The organism is Roseomonas genomospecies 6 (assembly GCF_008365375.1).
In the GTDB taxonomy this organism is placed as follows: domain Bacteria; phylum Pseudomonadota; class Alphaproteobacteria; order Azospirillales; family Azospirillaceae; genus Azospirillum.
This window is the reverse complement of record NZ_QOKW01000010.1, coordinates 179725-201352: the sequence shown is the minus strand read 5'-3', so window position 1 is coordinate 201352 and position 21628 is coordinate 179725. Positions and strand designations below refer to the sequence as shown.

Annotated in this window: 16 protein-coding genes; 5 read left to right on the top strand and 11 right to left on the bottom strand. The window is 69.6% G+C overall.

From position 1 onward, the window contains the following. The first annotated feature begins 36 nt into the window (after positions 1-36). A complete protein-coding gene (locus DS843_RS15075; protein WP_286192114.1) occupies positions 37-933 on the top strand; it encodes a glycine betaine ABC transporter substrate-binding protein in 897 nt (298 codons plus the stop codon). A gap of 39 nt (positions 934-972) precedes the next feature. Here DS843_RS15075 and DS843_RS15070 read toward each other — a convergent pair whose 3' ends face one another. The 11 genes from DS843_RS15070 to DS843_RS15020 all read right to left on the bottom strand — a co-directional run bounded on the left by DS843_RS15070 (position 973) and on the right by DS843_RS15020 (position 14751). Next, positions 973-1917 (bottom strand): DMT family transporter, encoded by a 945-nt coding sequence (locus DS843_RS15070; protein ID WP_149469703.1) that lies wholly within the window; start codon positions 1915-1917, stop codon positions 973-975. Between the two features lie 239 nt (positions 1918-2156). Next, positions 2157-3101: a 3,5-dioxohexanoate:acetyl-CoA acetone transferase gene (kce, locus tag DS843_RS15065; RefSeq protein ID WP_149469702.1), complete on the bottom strand. Its 945-nt coding sequence runs from the start codon at positions 3099-3101 to the stop codon at positions 2157-2159. Positions 3102-3282: 181 nt separating this feature from the next. Then, positions 3283-4830 carry an acetolactate synthase large subunit gene (locus tag DS843_RS15060; protein WP_149469701.1) on the bottom strand — a complete coding sequence of 516 codons (1548 nt, stop codon included), beginning with the start codon at positions 4828-4830 and terminating at the stop codon, positions 3283-3285. Beyond that, a complete protein-coding gene (locus tag DS843_RS15055) occupies positions 4827-5888 on the bottom strand; it encodes a histone deacetylase family protein (RefSeq protein ID WP_149469700.1) in 1062 nt (353 codons plus the stop codon). Before DS843_RS15055 ends, DS843_RS15060 begins: the two co-directional genes overlap by 4 nt. A gap of 63 nt (positions 5889-5951) precedes the next feature. After that, the gene (locus DS843_RS15050; protein WP_149469699.1) at positions 5952-7181 is read right to left on the bottom strand and encodes a Zn-dependent hydrolase; all 1230 of its coding nucleotides are present in this window, start codon (positions 7179-7181) and stop codon (positions 5952-5954) included. Between the two features lie 27 nt (positions 7182-7208). Beyond that, positions 7209-8159 (bottom strand): ketopantoate reductase family protein, encoded by a 951-nt coding sequence (locus DS843_RS15045; protein WP_149469698.1) that lies wholly within the window; start codon positions 8157-8159, stop codon positions 7209-7211. 10 nt (positions 8160-8169) lie between these two features. Then, entirely contained in the window at positions 8170-9834 is a 1665-nt protein-coding gene (locus tag DS843_RS15040) for an ABC transporter ATP-binding protein (RefSeq protein ID WP_149469697.1), read from the bottom strand. Continuing rightward, complete coding sequence (locus tag DS843_RS15035; RefSeq protein ID WP_149469696.1) at positions 9834-10706, bottom strand: ABC transporter permease; 873 nt, start codon at positions 10704-10706, stop codon at positions 9834-9836. Before DS843_RS15035 ends, DS843_RS15040 begins: the two co-directional genes overlap by 1 nt. Next, complete coding sequence (locus DS843_RS15030) at positions 10703-11683, bottom strand: ABC transporter permease (protein ID WP_149469695.1); 981 nt, start codon at positions 11681-11683, stop codon at positions 10703-10705. Before DS843_RS15030 ends, DS843_RS15035 begins: the two co-directional genes overlap by 4 nt. A 117-nt stretch (positions 11684-11800) precedes the next feature. Next, the gene (locus DS843_RS15025) at positions 11801-13411 is read right to left on the bottom strand and encodes an ABC transporter substrate-binding protein (RefSeq protein ID WP_149469694.1); all 1611 of its coding nucleotides are present in this window, start codon (positions 13409-13411) and stop codon (positions 11801-11803) included. A 29-nt stretch (positions 13412-13440) separates the two neighbouring features. Further along, positions 13441-14751 carry a M20 family metallopeptidase gene (locus DS843_RS15020; RefSeq protein ID WP_286192113.1) on the bottom strand — a complete coding sequence of 437 codons (1311 nt, stop codon included), beginning with the start codon at positions 14749-14751 and terminating at the stop codon, positions 13441-13443. A 221-nt stretch (positions 14752-14972) separates the two neighbouring features. On the opposite strand from DS843_RS15020, the gene DS843_RS15015 reads away from it, so the two are divergent. The 4 genes from DS843_RS15015 to DS843_RS15000 all read left to right on the top strand — a co-directional run bounded on the left by DS843_RS15015 (position 14973) and on the right by DS843_RS15000 (position 21555). After that, positions 14973-15986, top strand: a complete 1014-nt coding sequence (locus tag DS843_RS15015; RefSeq protein ID WP_286192112.1) for a LysR family transcriptional regulator — start codon at positions 14973-14975, stop codon at positions 15984-15986. Between the two features lie 399 nt (positions 15987-16385). Next, on the top strand, positions 16386-18644 hold the full coding sequence (locus DS843_RS15010) for a PAS domain S-box protein (protein ID WP_167525317.1): 2259 nt from the start codon (positions 16386-16388) through the stop codon (positions 18642-18644). Further along, positions 18641-20257 carry a sensor histidine kinase gene (locus DS843_RS15005; protein WP_149469692.1) on the top strand — a complete coding sequence of 539 codons (1617 nt, stop codon included), beginning with the start codon at positions 18641-18643 and terminating at the stop codon, positions 20255-20257. The genes DS843_RS15010 and DS843_RS15005 overlap by 4 nt, the downstream gene beginning before the upstream one ends. Further along, on the top strand, positions 20254-21555 hold the full coding sequence (locus DS843_RS15000) for a GGDEF domain-containing response regulator (RefSeq protein ID WP_149469691.1): 1302 nt from the start codon (positions 20254-20256) through the stop codon (positions 21553-21555). Before DS843_RS15005 ends, DS843_RS15000 begins: the two co-directional genes overlap by 4 nt. Positions 21556-21628 lie beyond the last annotated feature (73 nt).

Below are 21628 nucleotides of genomic sequence, written 5' to 3'. Positions count from 1 at the left end.
CATCCCCAAAGCCATACCAGACAAAGGATTTTTTGCATGAGACGCACGTTTCTGAAGATGATGGCCCTTGGCGTCGCCGCCGTGATCGGCAGCACCGCCCTGTCCTCCGCCAGCGTCGCCGCCGAGGAGAAGAAGCCGGTCCGCATCGGCTGGACCGCCTGGTCCGACGCCGAGGCGGTGACCAAGCTCGCTGAACGCCTCATCCAGGAACGGCTGGATCAGCCGGTGGAGCTGGTGCTGGCCGACATCGGCCTGCAGTATCAGGGGCTTGCCAAGGGCGATCTGGACTTCATGATGATGTCCTGGCTGCCGACCACCCACGCCTCCTACCTGGACAAGGTGGGCAAGGACATCGTCCCGCTGGGCATGCTCTACACCCGCGCCCGTCTGGGCTGGGCCGTGCCGGACTATGTGCCGGAGGATCAGGTGAAGACCATCGCCGACCTCGCCAAGCCGGAGGTGCGGGAGAAGCTGAAGGGGAAGATCCAGGGCATCGACCCCGGTTCGGGCCTGATGCAGGTGTCGGAGAAGGCGCTGAAGGACTACGGCCTGAAGGATTACGAGCTGGTGTCCTCCAGCGGCGCCGCGATGGCCGCCGCCCTGGGCCGGGCCGAGAAGCGCGAGGATTGGATCGCCGTCACCGCCTGGAGCCCGCATTGGAAGTTCGCCAAGTGGAAGCTGCGCTACCTGGAGGACCCGAAGGGCTCGCTGGGCGGCCTGGAGCGCATCCACGTCATGGCCCGCAAGACCTTCTACCAGGACCATCCGAAGGTGGCCGAGTTCCTGACCCGCATGTATCTGCCGCTGGAGGATCTGGAGGCGATCATGCTGGAGGCCGACAACAGCTCCTATGAGAAGGCGATCGACAACTACATCGCCAACAACAAGCAGCGCGTGGACTATTGGGTGACCGGCGAGATGCCGGCCTCGTGACGGGAGGCGATGGGCGGCGCGGGGCGCCGCCCATCGGCATCATCGTCCGGAAGAGTTCGCCTCGCGCGGCTTCGCCGTGACTGGGGCGGGCGAGGGAGCGGGCCGCTTGTCACGGACCATCACGACCAGCAGGACGGCGCAGAGGATCAGCGCCAGCGCGGCGTAGGTGCGCAGCGGCGGTGTCTCGCCCAGCACGACGATGGCGCCGGTCACGCCGATCACCGGCACGATCAGCGAACTGACCGACGCCTGCGCGACGCTCAGCCGCCGCACGATGGCGAACCACAGCAGATAGCCGCCGACCATCGCCACCAGGATATGGAACACCAGCGCCACCGCCACTTGCGGCTCCAGCGCCAGCGTCGGGGCGGGGTCCAGCGCCAGGGCGAAGGGCAGCACCACCGGCAGGGAGATGGCGAACTGCCAGCCGGTGATGGCGTTCGGCCCCATGGTCCAGGCCGTCCGTTTGATCAGGACATTGCCCATCGCCCAGCACAGCGCGCCGGTCAGCATGAAGGCGGGGCCGAGCGGCAGGGCGCCCAGCCGCAGCAGATCGGGGCCGAGCAGAACGGCCAGGCCCGTCAGCCCGCAGGCCAGCCCCATCCACTGGCGCGGCCCCGGACGCTCGCCCAGGATCGGGATGGCCAGCAGCGTCGCCCAGGCCGGCATGGTGTAGGCGATGATGGCCGCGCCCGAGGTCGCCATGTTCATCTGCCCGAAGGCGGAGCAGATGTTGAAGCCCGCCATGTTCAGCAGGGCGACGGCGACCAGCGGCCAGCGCTGCCCACGCGGCACGGCCAGCGATTCTCCGCGCGACCGCGCGTAGGCGAACAGCACCACCGCCCCGATGGCGAAACCCAGGCTGCGCAGCGTCCAGGGCTGGATCTGGGTGAGGATGATCTTGACGGCGGGCCAGTTCAGGCCCCAGCAGAGGCTGATGAGGCCCACCAGCGACAGATCCAGCGCCCGAGCGCGGCTTATCATGGCATGGGATTCCGGGTGTGGGGTGATCAGGGGGATCGCACGTTCAGTTCCCTCTCCCCTCCGGGGAGAGGGAGGGGACCCGCCGCGAGAGCGGGGGGGAGGGTGAGGGGGACGGTGCGCCAACGGCGCACCGCCAAGGGGCATGCTGCCCCTTGGCAATCCCCTGGCGTGGGCTCGTGGCCCACTCTGCCCCCTCACCCAAACCCTCTCCCCGGAGGGGAGAGGGAATTCCATATGCCCTAGAACTTCACCGCGTCGCCGCCCTTCAGGGAGAGCATGGCGCGGGCCTCGTCCGGCGTGGCGACCTCAAGGGCCAGCCCCTCGATCAGCTTGCGGACCATCGTGACCTGCTCGGCGTTGGAGGTGGCGAGGCGACCCGGCCCGGCCCAGAGATTGTCCTCCAGCCCGACGCGCACGTTGCCCCCCAGCGCCAGCGACTGCGTGGCGATGGGCATCTGGTTGCGCCCGGCGCCCAGCACCGACCACACATACTGGTCGCCGAACAGCCGGTCGGCGGTGCGCTTCATGTGCATCACGTCTTCCGGATGCGGACCGATGCCGCCCAGGATGCCGAACACCGACTGCACGAACAGCGGCGGCGTCACCAGCTTGCGGTCCAGGAAATGGGCCAGCGTGTAGAGGTGGGAGATGTCGTAGCACTCGAACTCGAAGCGCGTGCCATTGCCGGAGCAGGTCTTCAGGATGTGCTCGATGTCCTTGAAGGTGTTCTTGAAGACGAGATCGCGGCTGTTCTCCAGATAAGGGCGCTCCCAATCGTGCTGGAATTCGGTGAAGCGGTTCAGCATGGGGAACAGGCCGAAATTCATCGTGCCCATGTTGAGCGACGCGACTTCCGGCTGGAAATGCGCGGCGGGGCGCAGCCGGTCCTCGACCGTCATGGCGGCGCTGCCGCCGGTGGTGATGTTCACCACGGCTTTCGTCGCCTGCTTGATGCGCGGCAGGAAGCGCTGGAACAGTTCCGGGTCCTGGGTGGGACGTCCGGTGTCCGGGTCGCGGGCGTGCAGATGGACGATGGCCGCCCCGGCCTCCACCGCGGCGATGGCCTCCGCCGCGATCTGGTCGGGCGTCACCGGCAGGTGCGGCGACATGCTGGGCGTGTGGATGGAGCCGGTGACCGCGCAGGTGATGATGACTTTGCGCGCGCTCGTCTTGGGCGTCGTCATGCTGTCCTCCCGTAGTTTCTTCCTCGCCCCGATCCCCTCTCCCGCCCCGGGAGAGGGTGCCCGCGTCAGCGGGCGGGTGAGGGTCAATCCAAGAATCAATGCCGTCTTCGTGCCGGACCCTCACCCTCCCCATGGCTGCGCCATGGGTCCCCTCCCTCTCCCGGGGCGGGAGAGGGCCTGTTCAGATCACCGCTTCGATCAGGAAGGGTCCCTTGCGGGCGAAGGCGGCGGTCAGCAGGCGGTTGAAGCTCTCCGCGTCCGTGGCCTGCCCGCCTTCCACCCCCATGCCGCGCGCGAGCGCCACCCAGTCGAGGTCCGGACGGCCCAGCTCCGTGCAGTTGCGGGCGTTCGGACCCATGTCCCGGAAGCCCAGGTTGCCCAGCTCCCATTGCAGGATGCCGTAGCGGCGGTTGGCGAAGACGATGGTCACGACGTCGGCCTGCTCGCGCGCCTGGCTCCACAGGGCCTGGAGCGTGTACATGCCGCTGCCGTCCGCCTGGACGTTCACGACCTTGCGGTCGGGACAGGCGATGGCGGCACCAAGCGCCAGCGGCATGCCGATGCCGATGGCGCCACCGGTGATGGTCAGCCAGTCGTGCGGACGCGCCCCGGCGCACGCCGTGTAGACCATGGGGCTGGAGGAAATCCCCTCGTCCAACACGATGGCGCCCTCCGGCAGCAGGGCCGCGAGGGACTGCCCGACGCTGTCGGCGGTCAATGCGCCGGTCGCCGGGGCGGGCAGGGCGAGCGCCTGCGCCGGAACGGGCGTTCCGGCGGCACCCACCGCCTCGACCAGCCAGCGCAGCGCGGCCAGGGCGTCGGCACCCGGCGGGGCGACGGTGTGGATGCGGCAATCCTCCGGCGCCAGACGGCTGGGCTTGTTCGGGTAGCCGAAGAAGCCGACCGGCTCCCCCGAACCGATCAGGATGACGTGCTTCGCCCCGGCCAGCGCGGCGATGCCCAGGTCGATGGGGTAGGGGAAGCGCTCCACCATCACGCGGCCCGCCCCACGCTCGATGCGGGTGGCTCCGGTGTGGGCGTAGAGCTTGGCGCCGGTCGCCGTGGCGATCCGACCGGCCAGGGCCAGCCCCTCCGCCCGCGTGGCGCGGCCGTTCAGAATGACCACCACCCGCTCTCCGCCGCGCAGGGCGTCGGCGGCGGCGCGCAGGGCGTCGTCGTCCGGAACGGTGGGGGCGGGCGGTTCCACGACGATCGGCTCAACCGCCGCCGTGTCGTCCCAGGAGGAGTCCGACGGCAGGATCAGGGTCGCCACGCCCCCCGGCGGCGTCAGGGCGGCGCGGATGGCCTCCGCCGTGTCGGTAGCGACGGAGGCCGCGTCCGGCACCGTGCGCACCCAGGCCGACATGGGCCTCGCCAGCCCCTCCACGTCGGAGGTCAGCGGCGCGTCGACGCCGCGGTGCCACGTCGCGTGGTCGCCGACGATGTTGACCATCGGCACGCAGGCGCGCCGGGCGTTGTGCAGGTTGGCCAGCCCGTTCGCCAGCCCCGGCCCGAGATGCAGCAGCGTGGCCGCCGGGCGGTCGGTCATGCGGGCGTAGCCGTCCGCCGCCCCCGTCGCCACCCCTTCGAACAGCGTCGGGACGCAACGCGCGCCGGGCATGCTGTCGAAGGCGGCGAGGGCATGAAGCTCCGACGTGCCGGGGTTGGCGAAGCAGGTGTCGACGCCGTTCGCCACCAGCGTCCGAACCAGTATTTCCGCGCCGATCATCGCCCCGCCTCCGCAAGCCCGCCTTCGAAACCGTCCAGGAAGCTGGCGAGATTCACCGCCAGCGCGCCGCAGTCGTAGCCGCCCTCCTGCACCAGCACGGTCGGCAGGCCGGCGCCCGCGATCTTGCGGCCCAGCGTTGCGAAGCCCGGCGTCGTCACCTTGAAGAAGGCCAGCGGGTCGCCCGCGTAGGTGTCGAAGCCCAGCGACAGCACCAGCGCCTCCGGCCCGAAGGCGGCGATCTGGGCCAGAGCCTCGTCCACCGCGTTCAGGAAGGTGGACTCCTCCGTGCCCATGGGCAGGGGGATGTTCAGGTTGCTTCCCAGTCCCCGGCCCTTGCCGCGCTCGTGCGCGTAGCCGGCGAACCAGGGGTAGAAGTTGTTGGGATCGCCGTGGATCGACACGAACAGCACGTCGTCGCGGTCGTAGAAGATCGCCTGCGTGCCGTTGCCGTGATGGACGTCCACGTCGAAGACGGCGACGCGCGGCGCGCGGCCCCGCTGCCCCAGCACCGGCAGCATCGCCTGGGCGGCGACGGCGGCGTTGTTGATGTAGCAGAAACCCCCGGCCATATCGCGGGACGCGTGGTGCCCCGGCGGGCGGCACAAGGCGTAGGCCGCGCGCTCCTGCCCGCTCGCCACCATCAGCGCGGCGTGGGCCGCGGTGTCGGCGCCGCCGCAGACGGCCTCCCAGGTGCCGGCGCCGATCGGGCAGGCGGTGTCCGACATGTGCCAGCCCGCCTGACCGACGATGCCCGTCGGATACTCGGCCATGTCGGTGTTGCGGTGGATGTTGGGAACGATGACCTCCGACGCGTCGGGCAGGGCCGACCAGCGGGCGTAGGCGGTTTCCAGGAAGCGCAGGTAATCGGCGGAATGGACCGCCGCGCGCGGGCCGGCGCCGTAGGACGGCGGCTCCTCCACCGTCACGCCGCGCGCCCGCAGGGAGCCGACGAGCGCCTCCGCCCGTTCCGCCTTCTCCGGCGAGGGCTTCGGCTGGCCGCGCACCAGGAAGGTGGGCGGACGGTGGCGCAACTGGGCCTCGGCAAAGACGTAGCGCATGGAAAGGCTCCCGGAATGAATTGATCCCCTCTCCCCAGAGGGGAGAGGGGGAAAAGATGAATGTTACCCCGCGGTCGCCAACACCGCGTCGGCCAGGACCGCGCAGCCGGACGCCGCATGCTCGGGCTTGATGTTCTCCGCCTCGTTGTGGCTGAGACCGCCCTCGCAGGGGATGAAGATCATCGCCGTCGGCACCTTGCGCGCGACATAGACCGCGTCATGGCCCGCCCCGGACACGATGTCGCGGTGGCTGAGGCCGCGCCGTTCCACCGACCGGCGCACGTGGCCGACCAGTTCCGGCGCGAAGGGCGTGGTCGGGAAGGCCCAGAAGTCGGTCAGGTCCAGCGTCAGGCCGCGCTTGTCCGCGATGGCGGCCAGCCGCTCGCGCAGCAGCGCGTCCATGCGGGCGAGCGCGTCGGGGTCGGGGTTGCGCAGGTCGATGGTGAACCAGACGCGGCCCGGAATGACGTTGCGGGAGTCCGGGTGGACCTGGACGCGCCCGATGGTGGAGCAGGCGTCGCCGCCGACCTCCAGCGCGATGGCCTCCACGGCCTCCATCATCACGGCAGCGCCGGCCAGCGCGTCGCGGCGCAGGCGCATGGGCGTCGGCCCGGCGTGGGATTCGCGGCCCGTCACCGTCGCCTCGTACCAGCGCTGGCCCTGCGCGCCGGTCACCACGCCGATCTCGACATCCTCGGCCTCCAGCACCGGACCCTGCTCGATGTGCGCCTCGAAATAGGCGCCCATGGCGTGGCCGGTGACCGGGACGTCGCCCTTGTAGCCGATGCGCGCCAGCTCGTCGCCCAGGCGGACGCCGTCGGTGTCGCGGATGTCCAGCACCTGGTCGAGCGTGAAGACGCCCATCGCCACGCCGGAGCCCAGCATCGGCGGGGAGAAGCGCGCTCCCTCCTCGTTGGTCCAGACGATCAGGTCGATGGGGGCGTCCGTCTCGATGCCCTGGTCGTTGAAGCTGCGGATGACCTCCAGCCCGGCCAGCACGCCGTAGATGCCGTCGAACCGCCCGCCGGTCGGCTGGGTGTCCAGGTGGCTGCCCATGCAGACGGCGGGGCGGTCGGGGTTGCGGCCCGGGCGGCGGGCGAAGATGTTGCCCACCTCGTCCACCGTCACGGTGCAGCCGGCTTCCTCGCACCAGCGCACGAAGAGGTCGCGGCCTTCCTTGTCGAGGTCGGTCAACGCCAGCCGGCACAGGCCGCCCTTCGGCGTCGCGCCGATCTTCGCCAGGTCCATCAGGGTCCGCCACAGGCGGTCGCCGTCGATGCGCAGGTCAGACATGGTCCCTATCCCGATCCCAATTCCAAATCATTGCCGAGTCCCGGTGCGGACCGCGGTCAGCAGTCCGGTCACCGTGGGCAGGCTCAGCCCCGCCCTGTTTGCCAGTTCCAGCGGCGCGTCCAGCACCGCCTCGATCTCCGCCCGCCGGCCCGCCGCCACATCGGCGCGCAGCGCCGGACGGATGCGGCCCGGATGCTGGGCCATGGTCCACACATCCTCGACCTTCGCCGGCGCCGGATGGCCGAGCGCCGCCGACAGTCCCAGCAGTTCCTCCACCACCGCGGCGAAGGTCGGCTGGAGCGCGCCGTCATGGGCGATCTCCTGCGCCGTCTTGCCTGTGGCGAGGCCCAGCAGGCCGAAGGCGAAGGGCGCCAGAAGCGCCGTCCAGACCTCTGCCCGGATGTCCGGCACGACCGGCGCGTTGAAGCCGCCCGCCCCGAACAGGGCCGCCAGATCCTTGACGTCCTCCTGTCCCGCCACCGGGCCGAGGGCTAGCCGCAGCCCGCCCAGATGCCGCAGGTAGCCGGGGGTCCGCCGCTCCACCGCCACGCGGGCGACGGCGCCGACGATGCGGTCCGCCGGGATGGCGTCCGACAGCAGCCCCTTCGGATCGACCGCCTTCAGGGGGCCTCCGAGAGACCCGTCCGCCGGGTACCACCAGGGGATTCCGCCGACCACCGGCACCAGCCGCGTCTCCGGCCCCAGCAGGGGAAGAAGAAGGTCCAGAACGTCGGTCAGCAGCGGGGCGGGCACCGCCAGCACCACCACGTCCTGCGGGCCGAGGGACAGCGTGTCGTCGGTCACCAGGGGCCGCACCGTCACCGGACGGCCCGAGGGGCCTTCGACCGTCAGCCCGTCCCGCCGCAGCGTGTCCAGCGTCCGCCGCCGGGCGACCAGCGAGGCGGGCAGCCCGGCGGTGGTCAGCCGCGCGGCGATCAAGCCGCCGACCGCCCCGGCCCCGATGACGGCGACCTTCATGCCCGCCCCGTCAGGCGCTGTTGCGCAGGGCGGCCGACCGCCGCGTCACCGGAACCACGTCCTCCGGGATGGTCCAGCCCTTGCCGGGGATGGCATCCAGCAGGGTGCGGGTGTAGCTGTGCTGCGGGTTGCCGAACACCTCCTTCGCCGGGCCGATCTCGACGATGCGGCCCTTCTGCATGACCGCGATGGTGTCGCAGATCTGCGCGGCGATGCGCAGGTCGTGGGTGATGAACAGCATCGACAGGTTCAGCCGGTGCCGCAGATCCTCCAGCAGGTCCAGCACCTGCGCCTGCACCGACACGTCCAGCGCCGACACTGGCTCGTCCGCGATCAGCAGCTTCGGCTCCAGCGCCAGGGCGCGGGCGATGGAGATGCGCTGCCGCTGCCCGCCGGAGAACTCGTGCGGGAAACGATCCGCCGCCGAGGCGTCGAGCCCGACGAGCTTCAGCAGGTCCTTCGCCTTCTCCAGCGCCTTGCGGCGGTCCTCGCCGAAGGCCACCGGCCCCTGGGTGATGATGTCGCCCACGGTGTGGCGCGGGTTCAGCGAGGCGTAGGGGTCCTGGAAGACCATCTGCACGTGCCGCCGGTAGGGCCGGAAGGCCGGGCGCGACAGCGACAGCAGATCGACCCCCTCGAACAGGATCTTGCCCGAATCCGGCTTGATGAGGCCGACGATGGAGCGGCCCAGCGTGGACTTGCCGGAGCCGGATTCGCCGACCAGCCCGACCGTCTCGCCCTGGTGGATGGTCAGCGACAGGTCGTCGCCCGCCACCACCTTGCGCCCCGGCGTGAAGAAGCCGCCGCCGATGTGGAAGGTCTTGCACACCTTCTCCGCCGTCAGCACCGGCTGGCGCGCGCGGGTGAAGTCCTCGCGGTGCTCGATCAGGTGCGGGACGGCGGCGATGAGCTGGCGGGTGTAGGGGTGCTGCGGACGGTTCAGAACCTCCTCCGCGGCGCCGATCTCCACCAGTTTGCCCTTCTGCATCACCGCCACGCGGTGGGCGATCTCCGCCACCACGCCGAAGTCGTGGGTGATGAACATCACGCCCATGTGGCGCTTGGCCTGGATGTCCCGGATCAGCTCCAGAATCTGCTTCTGGGTGGTGACGTCGAGCGCGGTCGTCGGCTCGTCGGCGATCAGGATGTCCGGCTCCACGGCCAGCGCCATGGCGATCATCACGCGCTGGCGCTGGCCGCCCGACAGGCGGAACGGATAGCTGCGGCGCAGATGGTCCGGCTCCGGCAGGCCGACGGAGGCGAGAAGCTCCACCACGCGCGCCCGGCGGGCGGCGCGGTCGAGCGCGGTGTGGTAGCGCAGCACCTCGTCGATCTGGTCGCCGACCCGCATCAGCGGGTTCAGCGCCGTCATCGGCTCCTGGAAGATCATGGCGATGCGGCCGCCGCGAAGCGCGCGCTGGTCGCGCTCCGGCAGGCTCAGCACGTCGGTGCCCTGGTGGCGGATGCCGCCGGACGACACCGTCACGGCCTTGGGCAGCAGGCCCATCACGGCGTGCGCGGTCATCGACTTGCCCGACCCGGACTCGCCGACCACGCAGAGGATTTCCCCGCTCTGAAGCGTGAAGGTCAGGTCCTCCACCGCGTGCGGGCGGTCGGCGCCGCGCGGCAGGTCGATGGTCAGGTTGCGGACGTCGAGGAGAGGCGTCTCGGTCATCAGGAACGGCCCTTTCGCGCCAGCTTGGGATTCAGCGCGTCGTTCAGCCCCTCACCCACGAGGTTGAGGGCAAGCACGGTCAGAAGGATCGCGATGCCGGGGAAGAAGCTCATCCACCAGGCCTGACGGATCACCGTGCGGGCCGCACCCACCATGTAGCCCCAGCTCATCAGGTTCGGATCGCCGAGCCCGAGGAAGGAGAGGGAGCTTTCCAGCAGGATCGCCGTCGCCACCATCAGCGAGGCCGACACGATGATCGGCGACAGGCTGTTCGGCAGGATCTGGCGCCAGATGATCGTCAGGTTCGACTGGCCGGTGGTCACCGCGGCGTGCACGAACTCGCGGCTCCGCAGGCTCATGAACTCGCCGCGCGCCAGCCGCGCCAGCGGCGGCCAGGAGACGATGGCGATGGCCAGCACGATGGAGGTCAGCGAGGGGGTGAAGATCGCCACCAGCACCACGGCCAGGACGAAGTTCGGGATGGTCTGGAACAGCTCGGTGAAGCGCATGACCAGATCGTCCACGCGCCCGCCGTAGAAGCCGGAGACGGCCCCCAGGAACACGCCGATCAGCACGGCGACGGCGGTGGAGGTCAGCCCGATCAGCAGCGACACCCGCGCGCCGTGGGCGATGCCCGCCGCGATGTCGCGGCCCAGCGTGTCGGAGCCGAGCAGCGCGTCCTCCGACAGCGGCGGCTGGAAGGGCATCGCGGTCATGTCCCACGGGCTGTCCGGGTAGAGCACGTTGGCGAAGACCGCCATCAGGACGATCAGGGCCAGGAAGACCAGCCCGATCACCGCGCCCTTGTTGCGCGCGAAGGCGCTCCAGAAGCCGGACCCCTTGCGGGCGGGGGTGATGGCCGCGGCGGTCATGGCGCCACCTCGATGCGCGGATCGACGAGGGAATAGATCAGGTCGGTCAGCAGGTTGAAGATCACCACCACCACCGAGGTCAGAAGGAAGATGCCGAGAAGGACCTGATAGTCGCGCTGCAACACGGCCTCGAAGGCGAGGCGCCCGATGCCGGGGAGCGCGAAGACGGTCTCGATTAGGATGGAGCCGCCGATCAGGTGCCCCGCCTGGAACCCCGCCACCGTGATGACGGGCAGGATGGCGTTGCGCAGGATGTGGACCGACACGATGCGCCATTCCGGCAGGCCCTTGGCCCGCGCCGTCTTGACGAAATCCATGTCGCGCACCTCCAGGATCGAGGCGCGGGTCAGCCGGGTGTAGACGGCCATGTAGAAGAGGCCGAGCGTGGTCACCGGCAGCACGAGGTGCTTGGCCTTGTCGACGAAGGCGTCCCAGCCGGTGTAGCCGGCGCCGATGGTCTCGGTGCCGAAGGCGGGCAGCCAGCCGAGATTGACCGAGAAGAGAAGGATCAGCATCAGCCCGATCCAGAAGATCGGCGTCGCGTAGGCGGTCAGGCCCACCACGGTGATGGCGGTGTCCGACCAGGTGCCGGCGCGCATCGCCGCCAGCGTGCCCAGCGCCACGCCGCCCAGCAGGGCCAGGACGAAGGCGGTCAGCGTCAGCGACAGGGTGACGGGCAGGCGGTCCATCAGCAGGTCGAAGACGGGGCGCTGCTGGCGGTAGGAATAGCCGAGGTCGGCCTGCACGACCTTGGCCATATAGGTGCCGAGCTGCTCGTACAGGGGCCGGTCGAGGCCGAACTGCTGGCGGAGCTGCTCGACGAACTGGGCATCGGCGGCCCCGGCCTCGCCCGCCATCACCGCGGCGGGGTCGCCGGGTGCTGCGTGGACCAGGAAGAAGTTGAACACGGCGATCGCCAGAACGACGAAGACCGCCTTCACCAGCCTCTGTGAGATGAATAGGGCGATGCGGGGCATGTTGTCACTCCCGGGATGCGTTTTGCCCCCTCCCTTAACCCTCCCCTGCGAGAGCGGGGGAGGGAAGGGGCCCGCGGCGCGAGCCGTGGGAAGGGTGGGGGCAACCGCTCCCTTTTCTTACTTCTTGACCATGTAGACGCTGTCGTAGCTCTCGTTCACGCCGATGGCGGTCGTGATGGCGTTCTTGAAGCGCTTGTCGAGGAAGGTCGGGAACTCCATCTCCAGGAGCCAGGCGACCGGGACGTCCTCGACCAGGATCTTCTGGGCGGCGGAGTAGAGCTGCCGGCGCTCCTCGTCGTTGTTGGTCTGGGCGGCCTGGGCGAACAGCTTGTCGACCTCGGGGTTGGCGTAGCCCATGGTGTTGGAGAACATCACGCCCTTGCGGATGTTTTCCGACACGTAGGTACGCGACACGCCCAGCGCCGGGTCGCCGTACTGGTAGACGAAGTTGAAGCTCAGGTCGTAGTCCCAGTTGGACACGCGGTTGACCCAGCCGGCGGCGTCGGTGGTCTCCAGCGTCACGTCGACGCCGACGCGCTTCATCGCCTGCTTCACATATTCACCCAGACGGGTCCAGGTTTCGCCGTAGGGCATCACGAGCAGACGGACCTTGGCGCGCGTGCCGTCGGCGCCCTTCTTGTAGCCGGCCTCCTCGAGCAGAGCCTCGGCCTTCTTCGGGTCGTAGTCGTACTTGCGGACGTCCGGCTCGTGGAAGCGGGTGACCGAGTTCACCGGGCCGGTGGCCGGACGGCCCAGGCCGAACCAGATCTTGTCGCGGATGAACTTGCGGTCGATGGCGTGCATCATCGCCTGCCGGAAGCGCTTGTCGTCCAGCGGCTTGTTGCGGGTGTTGATCTCGATCCAGGACAGCGGCGCGAAGAATTCGTAGCCCTTGGTCGTCATCTCGACGTTGGGCAGGCCCTTCAGGCGCGGGACGTCGAAGGTCTCGATGTCATTGAACTGGGTCTGCTGGACGGTGCCCTGCTCCACGGCGACGGCGCGCGAGGCGGCGTCGGGGATCACGCGGAAATAGATGTCGTCCAGATACGGCTTGCCGGGCTTCCAGTACTCGTCGAAGCGGACGAGATGAATGTAGGAGCCCTTGACCCATTCCTTGAACTTGAAGGGGCCGGTGCCGATGGGGGTGGCGTTGGCCGGGGCGGTCTTGAAATCGGTGCCTTCATAGATGTGCTTCGGGATCATCGGGGCCGAAGACACTTCGAAGGACTGGAGGAACGGGCCGAACGGCTCCTTCAGCGTGAAGCGGACCGTGTGGTCGTCCAGCGCCTCGATCTTCTCGCACTTGGAGAAGGTGGCGCGGGCGCGCGGGTGCACCTCCATCAGGAACTTGGAGGTGGAGAACACCACGTCATGGGCGGTGAAGGGCTTGCCGTCGTGCCACTTGGCGTTCTTCACCAGCTTGAAGGTGTAGACCTTGCCATCCGGGGACACGTCCCAGCTCTCCGCCAGTTCCGGCTGCGGCTTCAGATCGAAGCTGAAGGTCAGAAGGCCCTGGTAGATCTTGCCGGCGACCGTCTGCGTCGGCGCCTGCTGGTTGAGGCCCAGCACGAGGATCGGCGGTTCCGGCTGGACGATGATGTTCATCGTGCCGCCGCGCTCCTGCGCGACGGCGACGCCGGGCGCGGACAGCGCCACCGGTGCCGCAAGCGCGGCGGCCAACGCCGCGGCGGTCAGGGTTTGTCGAAAGTGACGCAAACGATTGCTCATGTCTGAAGCCCCCTTATTGTTGATTCACTTCACGCAATGGATTCCAGGCCGCACCAGTCGGCCATGAACAGGGCGAGCACGGCGGTCACCTTCGCCATGCTGTCGAGCGAGACGGACTCGTCGATCCCGTGGATGCGCTCCGCCTCCGGGCCGTAGCAGGTGGCCGGCGTGTCGCCGTAGAGCAGGAAATTGCGGACGTCGGTGGTGCAGGTCTGGGCCAGCTTCGGCGCCGGAGTCCCGAAGATCGACCGGTGCGCGGCGTCCAGCGCCTCCAGCATCGGGTGGTCGGGGTCCAGCGTGCAGCCTTCCGCCTGGAACCCGCGGAAGATGACGCGGGCGTCGATCCCCTTGAGGTCGGAGTCGGTGCGGCAGGCCTCGGCCACCGCGCGCTCGATCTCCGCGCTGACCTCGGCGGCGGCCCGGCCCGGCGGGAAGCCGAAGCGCAGCTCCATCCGGCAGCGGGTGGGGACCGAGGACGCCCATTCGCCGCCGTCGATGTGCCCGACGTTCAGATTGTAGGGGTGATGGTGGTGCGCGTAGGCCGGATGGCGCCCGTCGGGATGGTTCCAGGCCGATTCCAGCGCCTTAAGATGCTTCAGCAGGCGGAAGGCCGCCTCGATGGCGTTCAGCCCGGCCCCGGTGTCCAGCACATGGGCGGGGCGGCCCGTCACCTCCAGTTCGCAGCGGATCACGCCGATCTGGGCGATCTGAAGCGTGTGGTTGAAGGGTTCCGGGATCACCGCGGCGTCGGCCTTGTAGCCGCGGGCGACGCAGGCGAGCGCGCCGTTGCCGGTGCATTCCTCCTCGACCACGGACTGGAGATAGACCGGGGCGGCAGGCTGGACGCCCAGGCTCCGCAGCGCCTTGAAGGCCATGACGTAGGCGGCGATGCCCGCCTTCATGTCGCCGGCGCCGCGCCCGTAGAGGCGGCCGTCGCGGACCACCGGCTCGAAGGGCGGGGCGGACCACAGCTCTTCCGGCCCGGTCGGCACCACGTCGATGTGACCGTTCAGGATCAGCGACTTGCCGGTCGCCCGCCGGGGCCTGTGGACGCCGACGACGTTCTCGCGCCCCTCGTAGGAGATCAGCGAGGGCGACCAGCCGGGCTGGGCCTTCAGCGCCTCCTCGTCGATGGCGAAGCGATCCACCTCCAGGCCCATGTCCCGGAAGATCCGTTCCATCAGATCCTGCGCCGGGCCTTCCTGCCCCAGCAGGCTGGGGCTCCGGACCAGATCGGACAGCAGGCGCACTCCATCCTCGCGCAGCACCGCCACCGCGTCCAGGATCGCGTCCCGGTCCACGGCTGCAATGCTCCGCTCACCCTCGTGGGATGCGGGCATGACGACTCCGTTCTTACCACTTCGCCGCGCAGTCGTCCGTGTGTGTCCGCAAATCTCCGGAAAGACACCGTGGCGATTTCGACTTTCGGACTATGACCCCGGTTTTTCCCTTGCGGGCCTCACCGGGGATCGACCGCTGACTACCGGCGTATTACAATTCAGCTTCTCATTCCCCGCCAAATCGATAATCCTCATTGCCGACATAAGCAGGATTTATGGCGATGGGTTTTCCCCCGATGACGGCGCGCGATCTGGAGCGGCTCGGCCACCAGTTGGACTGGAACCTGCTGCGCACCTTCATGGTGATCGTGCAGGAGCAGGGCTTGACCCGCGCGGCGCAGCGCCTCGGCCTGACCCAGCCGGCGGTGTCCCAGGCGCTGAAGCGGCTGGAGGACCAGATGGGCCGCTGCCTGATCGAGCGCGGTCAGGGCCGCTTCCGGGTGACCGAGGCGGGCGCGATCATCTATGCCGAGGTGCTGGAGATCTACGGCAACATCTCCCGCTTCGCCGTCCTGATGCGCGACATCCGCGAGGAGATTTCCGGCCACATCCGAATCCTGCTGGCCAGCCGAATCCAGTCGCTCCTGTTCGACGCCCTTCTGGAGCGGTTCCACGCCACCCACCCGCAGGTGACCTTCCGGCTGGACGTGATGGCCAGCGCCGACGTCCACATGGCGATCCAGCAGAAGACCGGTTCGCTCGGCCTCTGCCTGATGCGGGAGCCGCCGCCGCTGGTCGAGCACGCGCTGTTCGCCCGCCAGATCTACGGCCTGTACTGCGGGCCGCGCCATCCGCTGTTCGGACGCACCGGCCTGACGCTGAGCGACCTGCGCAGCGAGGGTTTCGTCTCCTTCACCTCCGACCAGATCGGCGGGGTGCTGTCGCCGCTGGCCGTCTTCCGCGCGCAGGAGGGAATCGAGAGCCGGATCGTCGGCGCCTCGGTCAATCTGGACGAGGTGCGCCGGATGATCTCCGTGGGGCTGGGAATCGGGCCGCTGCCCCGGCATGTCGCGGAACGGGACGTTCGCGACGGTCTGCTCTGGCCCTTGCCGCCGGAGGAGGGGGTGGCCCCGGTGGACATCCATCTGCTGTGGAATCCCGCTTCCAAGATGAACCGGGCGGAGCGCGCCTTCATCGAGCATTGCCGCGCCGCCGTTGCCGCCATCCCGCTCGACCGCCGCTTCGATCAGGCGGCGGTGGACGCCTGGATCGCGACCCAGTTCGGCGACGACTGAATCCGTCCTCCCGATGACGCTTTCTGTCCGAAGCGGATGCGCTCCGGAAAGGGATATGCGCAGGAGGCGACAGGAATGTTCCCGCTGCCGTTTCGATACTTTTGCAAGCACAGGAAGGGTGTTGCGCAAGAAAAGAGTGTGACAATTTGCCGATGGACCCATGCGGGTTGCGATGTAGTGTCGCCCGGCAACTGGCGGCGGCTGCGGTTTTCCGTGTGTCCGGCGTTCCGCCGGTCGATGCATTACCGGCGTTCCGCCGGTCGATGCGTTGCAACGGCAACCGGCTCAACGGACATCCAGGCGGCAATGAACATGGCGAGGGCTCTACGCCGGACATCGTATCGGAACCGGTCCACCGGCCGGCTTGCGAAAGCGGGTCGGGGTTTATCCGGCGGACCCGTGGGGCTGGACGCGCTGCGTTCGCCCGTCTGGCTGTTCGGGATGGACGACGGTGGCCTGCGCTGGGCCAACCGCAGCGCCCGCGACCTGTGCGGGACGGCGGACGGGCAGCCGTTGCCGGAGGATGCGCGGGCGCGTCTCGCGCTCCACCGGGCGGCCTTCGCGCGGGGGAAGGCGGTGCGGGAACGGCTGACCTTCCGGACCCGCCGCGGGCCGGTGGCGGTGGACTGCCTGTGCTCCGGCTGGGACGAGGGCGGGCGGGCCGGTCTGCTCGTCGAGGGGCGTCTCATCGAAGGGCGTCTGGCGTCCGAGGCCCCGCCGCCCCGGCCGGACGCCGACGTGGCCGACGTAACCGAGGTGGACGATTCCCGCGCGCGGCTGGACGCCATTCTGGCCAACGCGCCGGTCGGCATCCTCATCGTGGACGGCCAGCGCCGCATCCTGCGCACCAACGAGGCCATGGGCTCCATCGTGCAGCGGCCCATGGCGGCGATGGCCGGGGCGAGCGTCCGCATCATCTACGGCGACGACGCGGTCTTCGAGGACATCGGGCGCCGGGCCTATCCGGTGATGGCGCGGGGCGAAACCTTCGACGACACGATCCCGATGCGCCGCGGCGACGGGTGCGAAATCTGGTGCCGCATCATCGGCCGCCGCATTCACAAGGATCTTCCCGCGCTCGGCTATGTCTGGATCGTCGAGGACGTGACGGTTCGCCGCCGCGCCGAACAGACGGTCAACGACAGAATCGCCTTTCAGCGCGTCCTGCTGGACACGGTGCCGGTTCCGATCTTCATCCAGGACGTGTCGGGCTTCTACACCGACGCCAACGCGACGCTGGAGGATTGGCTGGGGCTGGACCGGCTGGCGCTGTTCGGCAAGATGGTGTCGGACCTCGCCCCGCAGGAACTGGCCGACCAGGATCACGCCGCAAACGAGGCGCTGCTGTCCACCGGCCGGACCCAGACCTTCGAGACGCAGGTGCGCTGCGCCGACGGCGCGCTGCGCGACGTGGTGGTTTCCAAGGCGGTCTATTGCCGGAACGGCGGGCGGCCCGCGGGCATCGTCGGTGCGATGGTCGACATCAGCGAGCGCAAGCGCGCCGAGCAGGCCCTGCTGGAGCGCCACGCCCTGTTCGAGCAGATGTTCGTCGCTAGCCGCGCGGTCAAGCTGCTGATCGATCCGGCCAGCGGCGTGATCGAGGACGCCAACCCGGCGGCGGCGGCCTATTACGGCCACCCGCTGGAGACGCTGCGCGGGTTGCCGCTCGACGCCATCAGCGTTCCGCCGGAGGAGGGCGCGCCGGAAGGGCTGGTGTCCGGCACCGGCTGGGTCCGGCACGAGGGCAGCCTGACGGCGCTGAGCCGCCACCGCCTGTCGTCCGGCGAGGTCCGCGACGTGGAGATCTACGGCAGCCCGGTGCGGGTCAACGGGCGCCGCCTGCTGCTGTCTCTGGTCCACGACATCACGGAACGCCGCCGGGCGGAGGCCGCGCTGCACGGCAAGACGGCGGAGCTGGAACGCTCCAACGCGGAGCTGGAGGCCTTCGCCTATGTCGCCTCCCACGACCTGCGTCAGCCGCTGCGCACCATCAACAGCTACCTGACGCTGATCCAGAGCGATCTGGCCGGCACGCTGGACGCGGAGACCGAGGAGTACATGCGCTTCGCCCGCGACGGCGCCCAGCGCATGGACCGGCTGATCGTGGACCTGCTGGAATACAGCCGGGTCGGACGCCGCACCCGTGGCTTCAACCCGGTGGACCTCGACGGCGTGGTGGGCACGGCGCTGCAGAACCTTCAGGCCGCGATGGCCGAGGCGTCGGCGTCCGTCACCGTGGAGGGAGCGCTTCCCAACGTGGCGGGCGACGAGAACGAGCTGGTGCGGCTGTTCCAGAACCTGATCGGCAACGCGGTGAAGTACCGCCGGCCGGACACGGCCCCCGTCGTGCGCATCACCTGCCGGCGCGACGGGGCGCATTGGGTGTTCGGCGTGCGGGACAACGGCATCGGCATCGCGCCGGAGCATCGGGAGCGCGTGTTCGGCATCTTCCAGCGCCTGCACCGCCGCGAGGAGTATGAGGGCACCGGGGTGGGGCTGGCCGTCTGCAAGAAGATCGTCGAGCATCACGGCGGCCACATCCGGGTGGAAGCGGCGGAGGGCGAAGGCAGCCTCTTCCGCTTCACCCTGCCTGTCGAACGGCCGGGCGAACGGCTTGGCGAACGGAGGGGCGAGCCGTCGGCGGGAGGGCACGAATGACCGAGCCGCCGGACCCGGCGCGCCCGGACGGCCCGTTGCGCCGCTACGGCTGGCTGGCCGCCGGCCAGCTCGTGGTGACGGTCCTTCTGGTGGGCGCCTTTCTTTGGGCCGACAGCCTCTACACCCGCTACCTGATCGCCGAACGGCGCGCCGCGGCGGCCCTGACCGCGGTCAGCGCCGCCAGCGCCCTGTCCAGCGCGGTGAACGAACGGCTGGCGCTCGTGCGCGGCCTGACCGCCTTCGTCGGGGTGGAGTCCCACGTCGGCGCGCTGGACGCGCAGTTCGTGCCCTTCGCGGAGGGGTTGCGCCGCTCGGTGACCGGCGTGCGCGGGGTGTCCGCCGCCCCGGGCTTCGTCGTCCGCCACATCCACCCGATGGACGGCAACCAACGCGTCTTCGGCAGCGCGCTTCTGTCCGACCCGCGCCCGGGCTATGCCGAGACGGTGCAGCGGGCTCTGGTGACCGGCGACGTCACGGTCCACGGCCCGATGGAGCTGGCGCAGGGCGGGCGCGGGCTGATCGCGCGGCAGATCGTTTTCGGAAAGGACCGGCCCTGGGGCGCCGTCGGCATGGTCTTCGACCTGAAGCCCATCCTGGATCAGGCGCGGCTGGACGCCATGCCGCAGGATCTGGCCTTCCTGCTGCGCGCCGAGAACGGGGTCGTGGTGGCGGGGGAGGGCGCGGTGCTGCGCCTGTCGCCCATCGTCGAATCGATCACCCTGACCGACGGCACCTGGGAATTCGCCCTGGCCCCGCGCGCCGGCTGGCTGGGGGCCGCCCACGCCGACCCGGCCTACACCGCCTTCCTGGCGGTCTTCGCCCTGCTGGCCCTGCTGACCGAGGCGCTGGCCTATCTGATGCTGAGCCGGCGCCACACGCTGGAGCGGCTGGTGGAGCGGCGCACCGGCGAGCTGGACGGCCTGAACCGCGAACTGGAGCGCTTCGCCTACGTCACGGCCCACGACCTGCAGGAGCCGCTGCGCGCCATCGCCAGCTACACCCAGCTTCTGGAGCGCCATTTCCAGGGCCGGCTGGACGAGGAGGGGGCGGAGTTCATCCGCCAGATCGTGGACGGCGCGTCGCGGCTGAAGATGCTTCTGCGCGACGTGCAGCTCTTCCTGGCCGAGGACCGCGTCCCGCTGCGCATCCGTCAGACCGACGCGGGCGAGGCGCTGGACAGCGCGCTGGCGATCCTGGACCAGCGCGTCCGCGAGACCGGGGCCGTCGTGACCGCCGAGGGGCTGGGCGCGGTGATGGCCGACGAACGACGCCTGCGCGAGATTCTCGTCGTCCTGCTCGGCAACGCGGTGGAATACCGTCACCCCTACCGGGCCGCCGAGATCGCCGTCGTGCAGCGGCGCGACGGCAGGCAGGACGTGATCGACGTCCGCGACAACGGGATCGGGATCGAGCCCCAGTACCGCGAACAGATCTTCGAGGTCTTCCGCCGCCTGCATTCGCGCGAGGAGCATCCCGGCACCGGCATGGGGCTGGCCATCGCGCGCAAGATGGCGGAGCGGATGGGAGGCCGGATCACGTTGGAGTCGGCGCCCGGCGTCGGCAGCACCTTCTCCCTCCATCTTCCGCACGCCCGCCCGAGAGGACCGTCATGAACCAGAACACCGTCACGATTCTTCTGGTCGAGGACGACGACGCGGACGCCGGGCTGGTCATCCGGACCCTGCGCCCCTATGCCCGCCGCTTCACGCTCACCCGCGCCACATCGCTCCAGGAGGCGCGGGCCTTCCTGCTGCGCAACGCCTGCGACGTGGTTCTGCTCGACCTGTCGCTTCCGGACAGCTTCGGCTTCGACACGGTGCGGCGGATGCGCGGCGACGTGCCGTCGCTGCCTCTGGTCGTGCTGACCGGTCTGGACGACGAGGATTTCGCGCTCCAGGCGCTGGCCGCCGGCACCCAGGACTATCTGGTGAAGGGGCAGGCCGACGGGCCGCTGGTCTGGCGCGCCATCCAGCACGCCATCGCCCGCAAACGGCTGGAGGAGCAGCTCCGCCTGTCGGAGGAACGGCTGGCCGGCATCATCGAACTGGCTCAGGACGCCATCCTGACGACCGACGAGAATCTGAACATCACCCTGTTCAACCCGGCGGCGGAGCGGCTGTTCGGCTACGCGTCGGACCAGATCGTCGGGCGCCCGGTGAGCCTGCTGATCCCGGAGCGGGTGCGGCACAGCCACGCGATGTTCGTGACGACCTTCGCCGGGTCCGACGTCTCCACCCGGGCCATGTCGGACCGCGGGGAGGTGACCGGCCTGACCTTCGACGGGCGCGAATTCCCGGCGGAGGTCTCCATCGCCAAGCTGCAGCACCCCAACGGCATGCTCTACACCGCGGTCGTCCGCGACATCTCCGAACGCAAGCGCGTGGAGCAGGAACTCCGGCGCATGGCCACCACCGACCCGCTGACCGGCCTGTGGAACCGCCGCCGCTTCATGGAGCTGTCGGAGGGCGAGCTGTCGCGGATGCGCCGCTACGGCCGGCCCGTGTCGGTGCTGATGCTCGACATCGACCACTTCAAGTCCATCAACGACACCCACGGCCACGCCGCGGGCGACGAGGCTCTGTGCCAACTGGCCGAGCTTTGCCGGTCCGCGCTGCGCGAGACGGACCATCTGGGCCGGCTGGGCGGCGAGGAGTTCGCCATCCTGCTTCCCGAAACCGGGCTGGACGAGGCGGCGGACGTGGCCGAACGGCTGCGCCGGCGCCTTGCCGACAGCGCGTTCCCGCTGTCCTGCGGCGTCACGCTGCGCATGACCGCGAGCATCGGGGTGGCGTCCTGCACCGCCGACGACACGGCCATCGACCGGGCGCTGGGGCGGGCGGACCACGCCCTGTACCGGGCCAAGAACAATGGGCGGAACCAGGTCGTCACGGAGGCGGTCCAGCCGGGCTGAACCAACCGGGCTGAACCAACCGGGCTGATTGGGCGCCGCCGCTCCGGTTTCGTCGCGGCGGAGGCTGTGCCCT

Excerpts from the sequence above, each read along its gene's own strand:
- DS843_RS15030 (WP_149469695.1), bottom strand. The coding sequence starts at position 11,683 with ATGCCCCGCATCGCCCTATTCATCTCACAGAGGCTGGTGAAGGCGGTC.
- DS843_RS15060 (WP_149469701.1), bottom strand. The coding sequence starts at position 4,830 with ATGATCGGCGCGGAAATACTGGTTCGGACGCTGGTGGCGAACGGCGTC.
- DS843_RS15020 (WP_286192113.1), bottom strand. The coding sequence starts at position 14,751 with ATGCCCGCATCCCACGAGGGTGAGCGGAGCATTGCAGCCGTGGACCGG.
- DS843_RS15070 (WP_149469703.1), bottom strand. The coding sequence starts at position 1,917 with ATGATAAGCCGCGCTCGGGCGCTGGATCTGTCGCTGGTGGGCCTCATC.
- DS843_RS15000 (WP_149469691.1), top strand. The coding sequence starts at position 20,254 with ATGAACCAGAACACCGTCACGATTCTTCTGGTCGAGGACGACGACGCG.
- DS843_RS15045 (WP_149469698.1), bottom strand. The coding sequence starts at position 8,159 with ATGAAGGTCGCCGTCATCGGGGCCGGGGCGGTCGGCGGCTTGATCGCC.
- DS843_RS15005 (WP_149469692.1), top strand. The coding sequence starts at position 18,641 with ATGACCGAGCCGCCGGACCCGGCGCGCCCGGACGGCCCGTTGCGCCGC.
- DS843_RS15050 (WP_149469699.1), bottom strand. The coding sequence starts at position 7,181 with ATGTCTGACCTGCGCATCGACGGCGACCGCCTGTGGCGGACCCTGATG.
- DS843_RS15035 (WP_149469696.1), bottom strand. The coding sequence starts at position 10,706 with ATGACCGCCGCGGCCATCACCCCCGCCCGCAAGGGGTCCGGCTTCTGG.
- DS843_RS15025 (WP_149469694.1), bottom strand. The coding sequence starts at position 13,411 with ATGAGCAATCGTTTGCGTCACTTTCGACAAACCCTGACCGCCGCGGCG.
- DS843_RS15015 (WP_286192112.1), top strand. The coding sequence starts at position 14,973 with ATGGGTTTTCCCCCGATGACGGCGCGCGATCTGGAGCGGCTCGGCCAC.
- DS843_RS15075 (WP_286192114.1), top strand. The coding sequence starts at position 37 with ATGAGACGCACGTTTCTGAAGATGATGGCCCTTGGCGTCGCCGCCGTG.
- DS843_RS15055 (WP_149469700.1), bottom strand. The coding sequence starts at position 5,888 with ATGCGCTACGTCTTTGCCGAGGCCCAGTTGCGCCACCGTCCGCCCACC.
- kce (WP_149469702.1), bottom strand. The coding sequence starts at position 3,101 with ATGACGACGCCCAAGACGAGCGCGCGCAAAGTCATCATCACCTGCGCG.
- DS843_RS15040 (WP_149469697.1), bottom strand. The coding sequence starts at position 9,834 with ATGACCGAGACGCCTCTCCTCGACGTCCGCAACCTGACCATCGACCTG.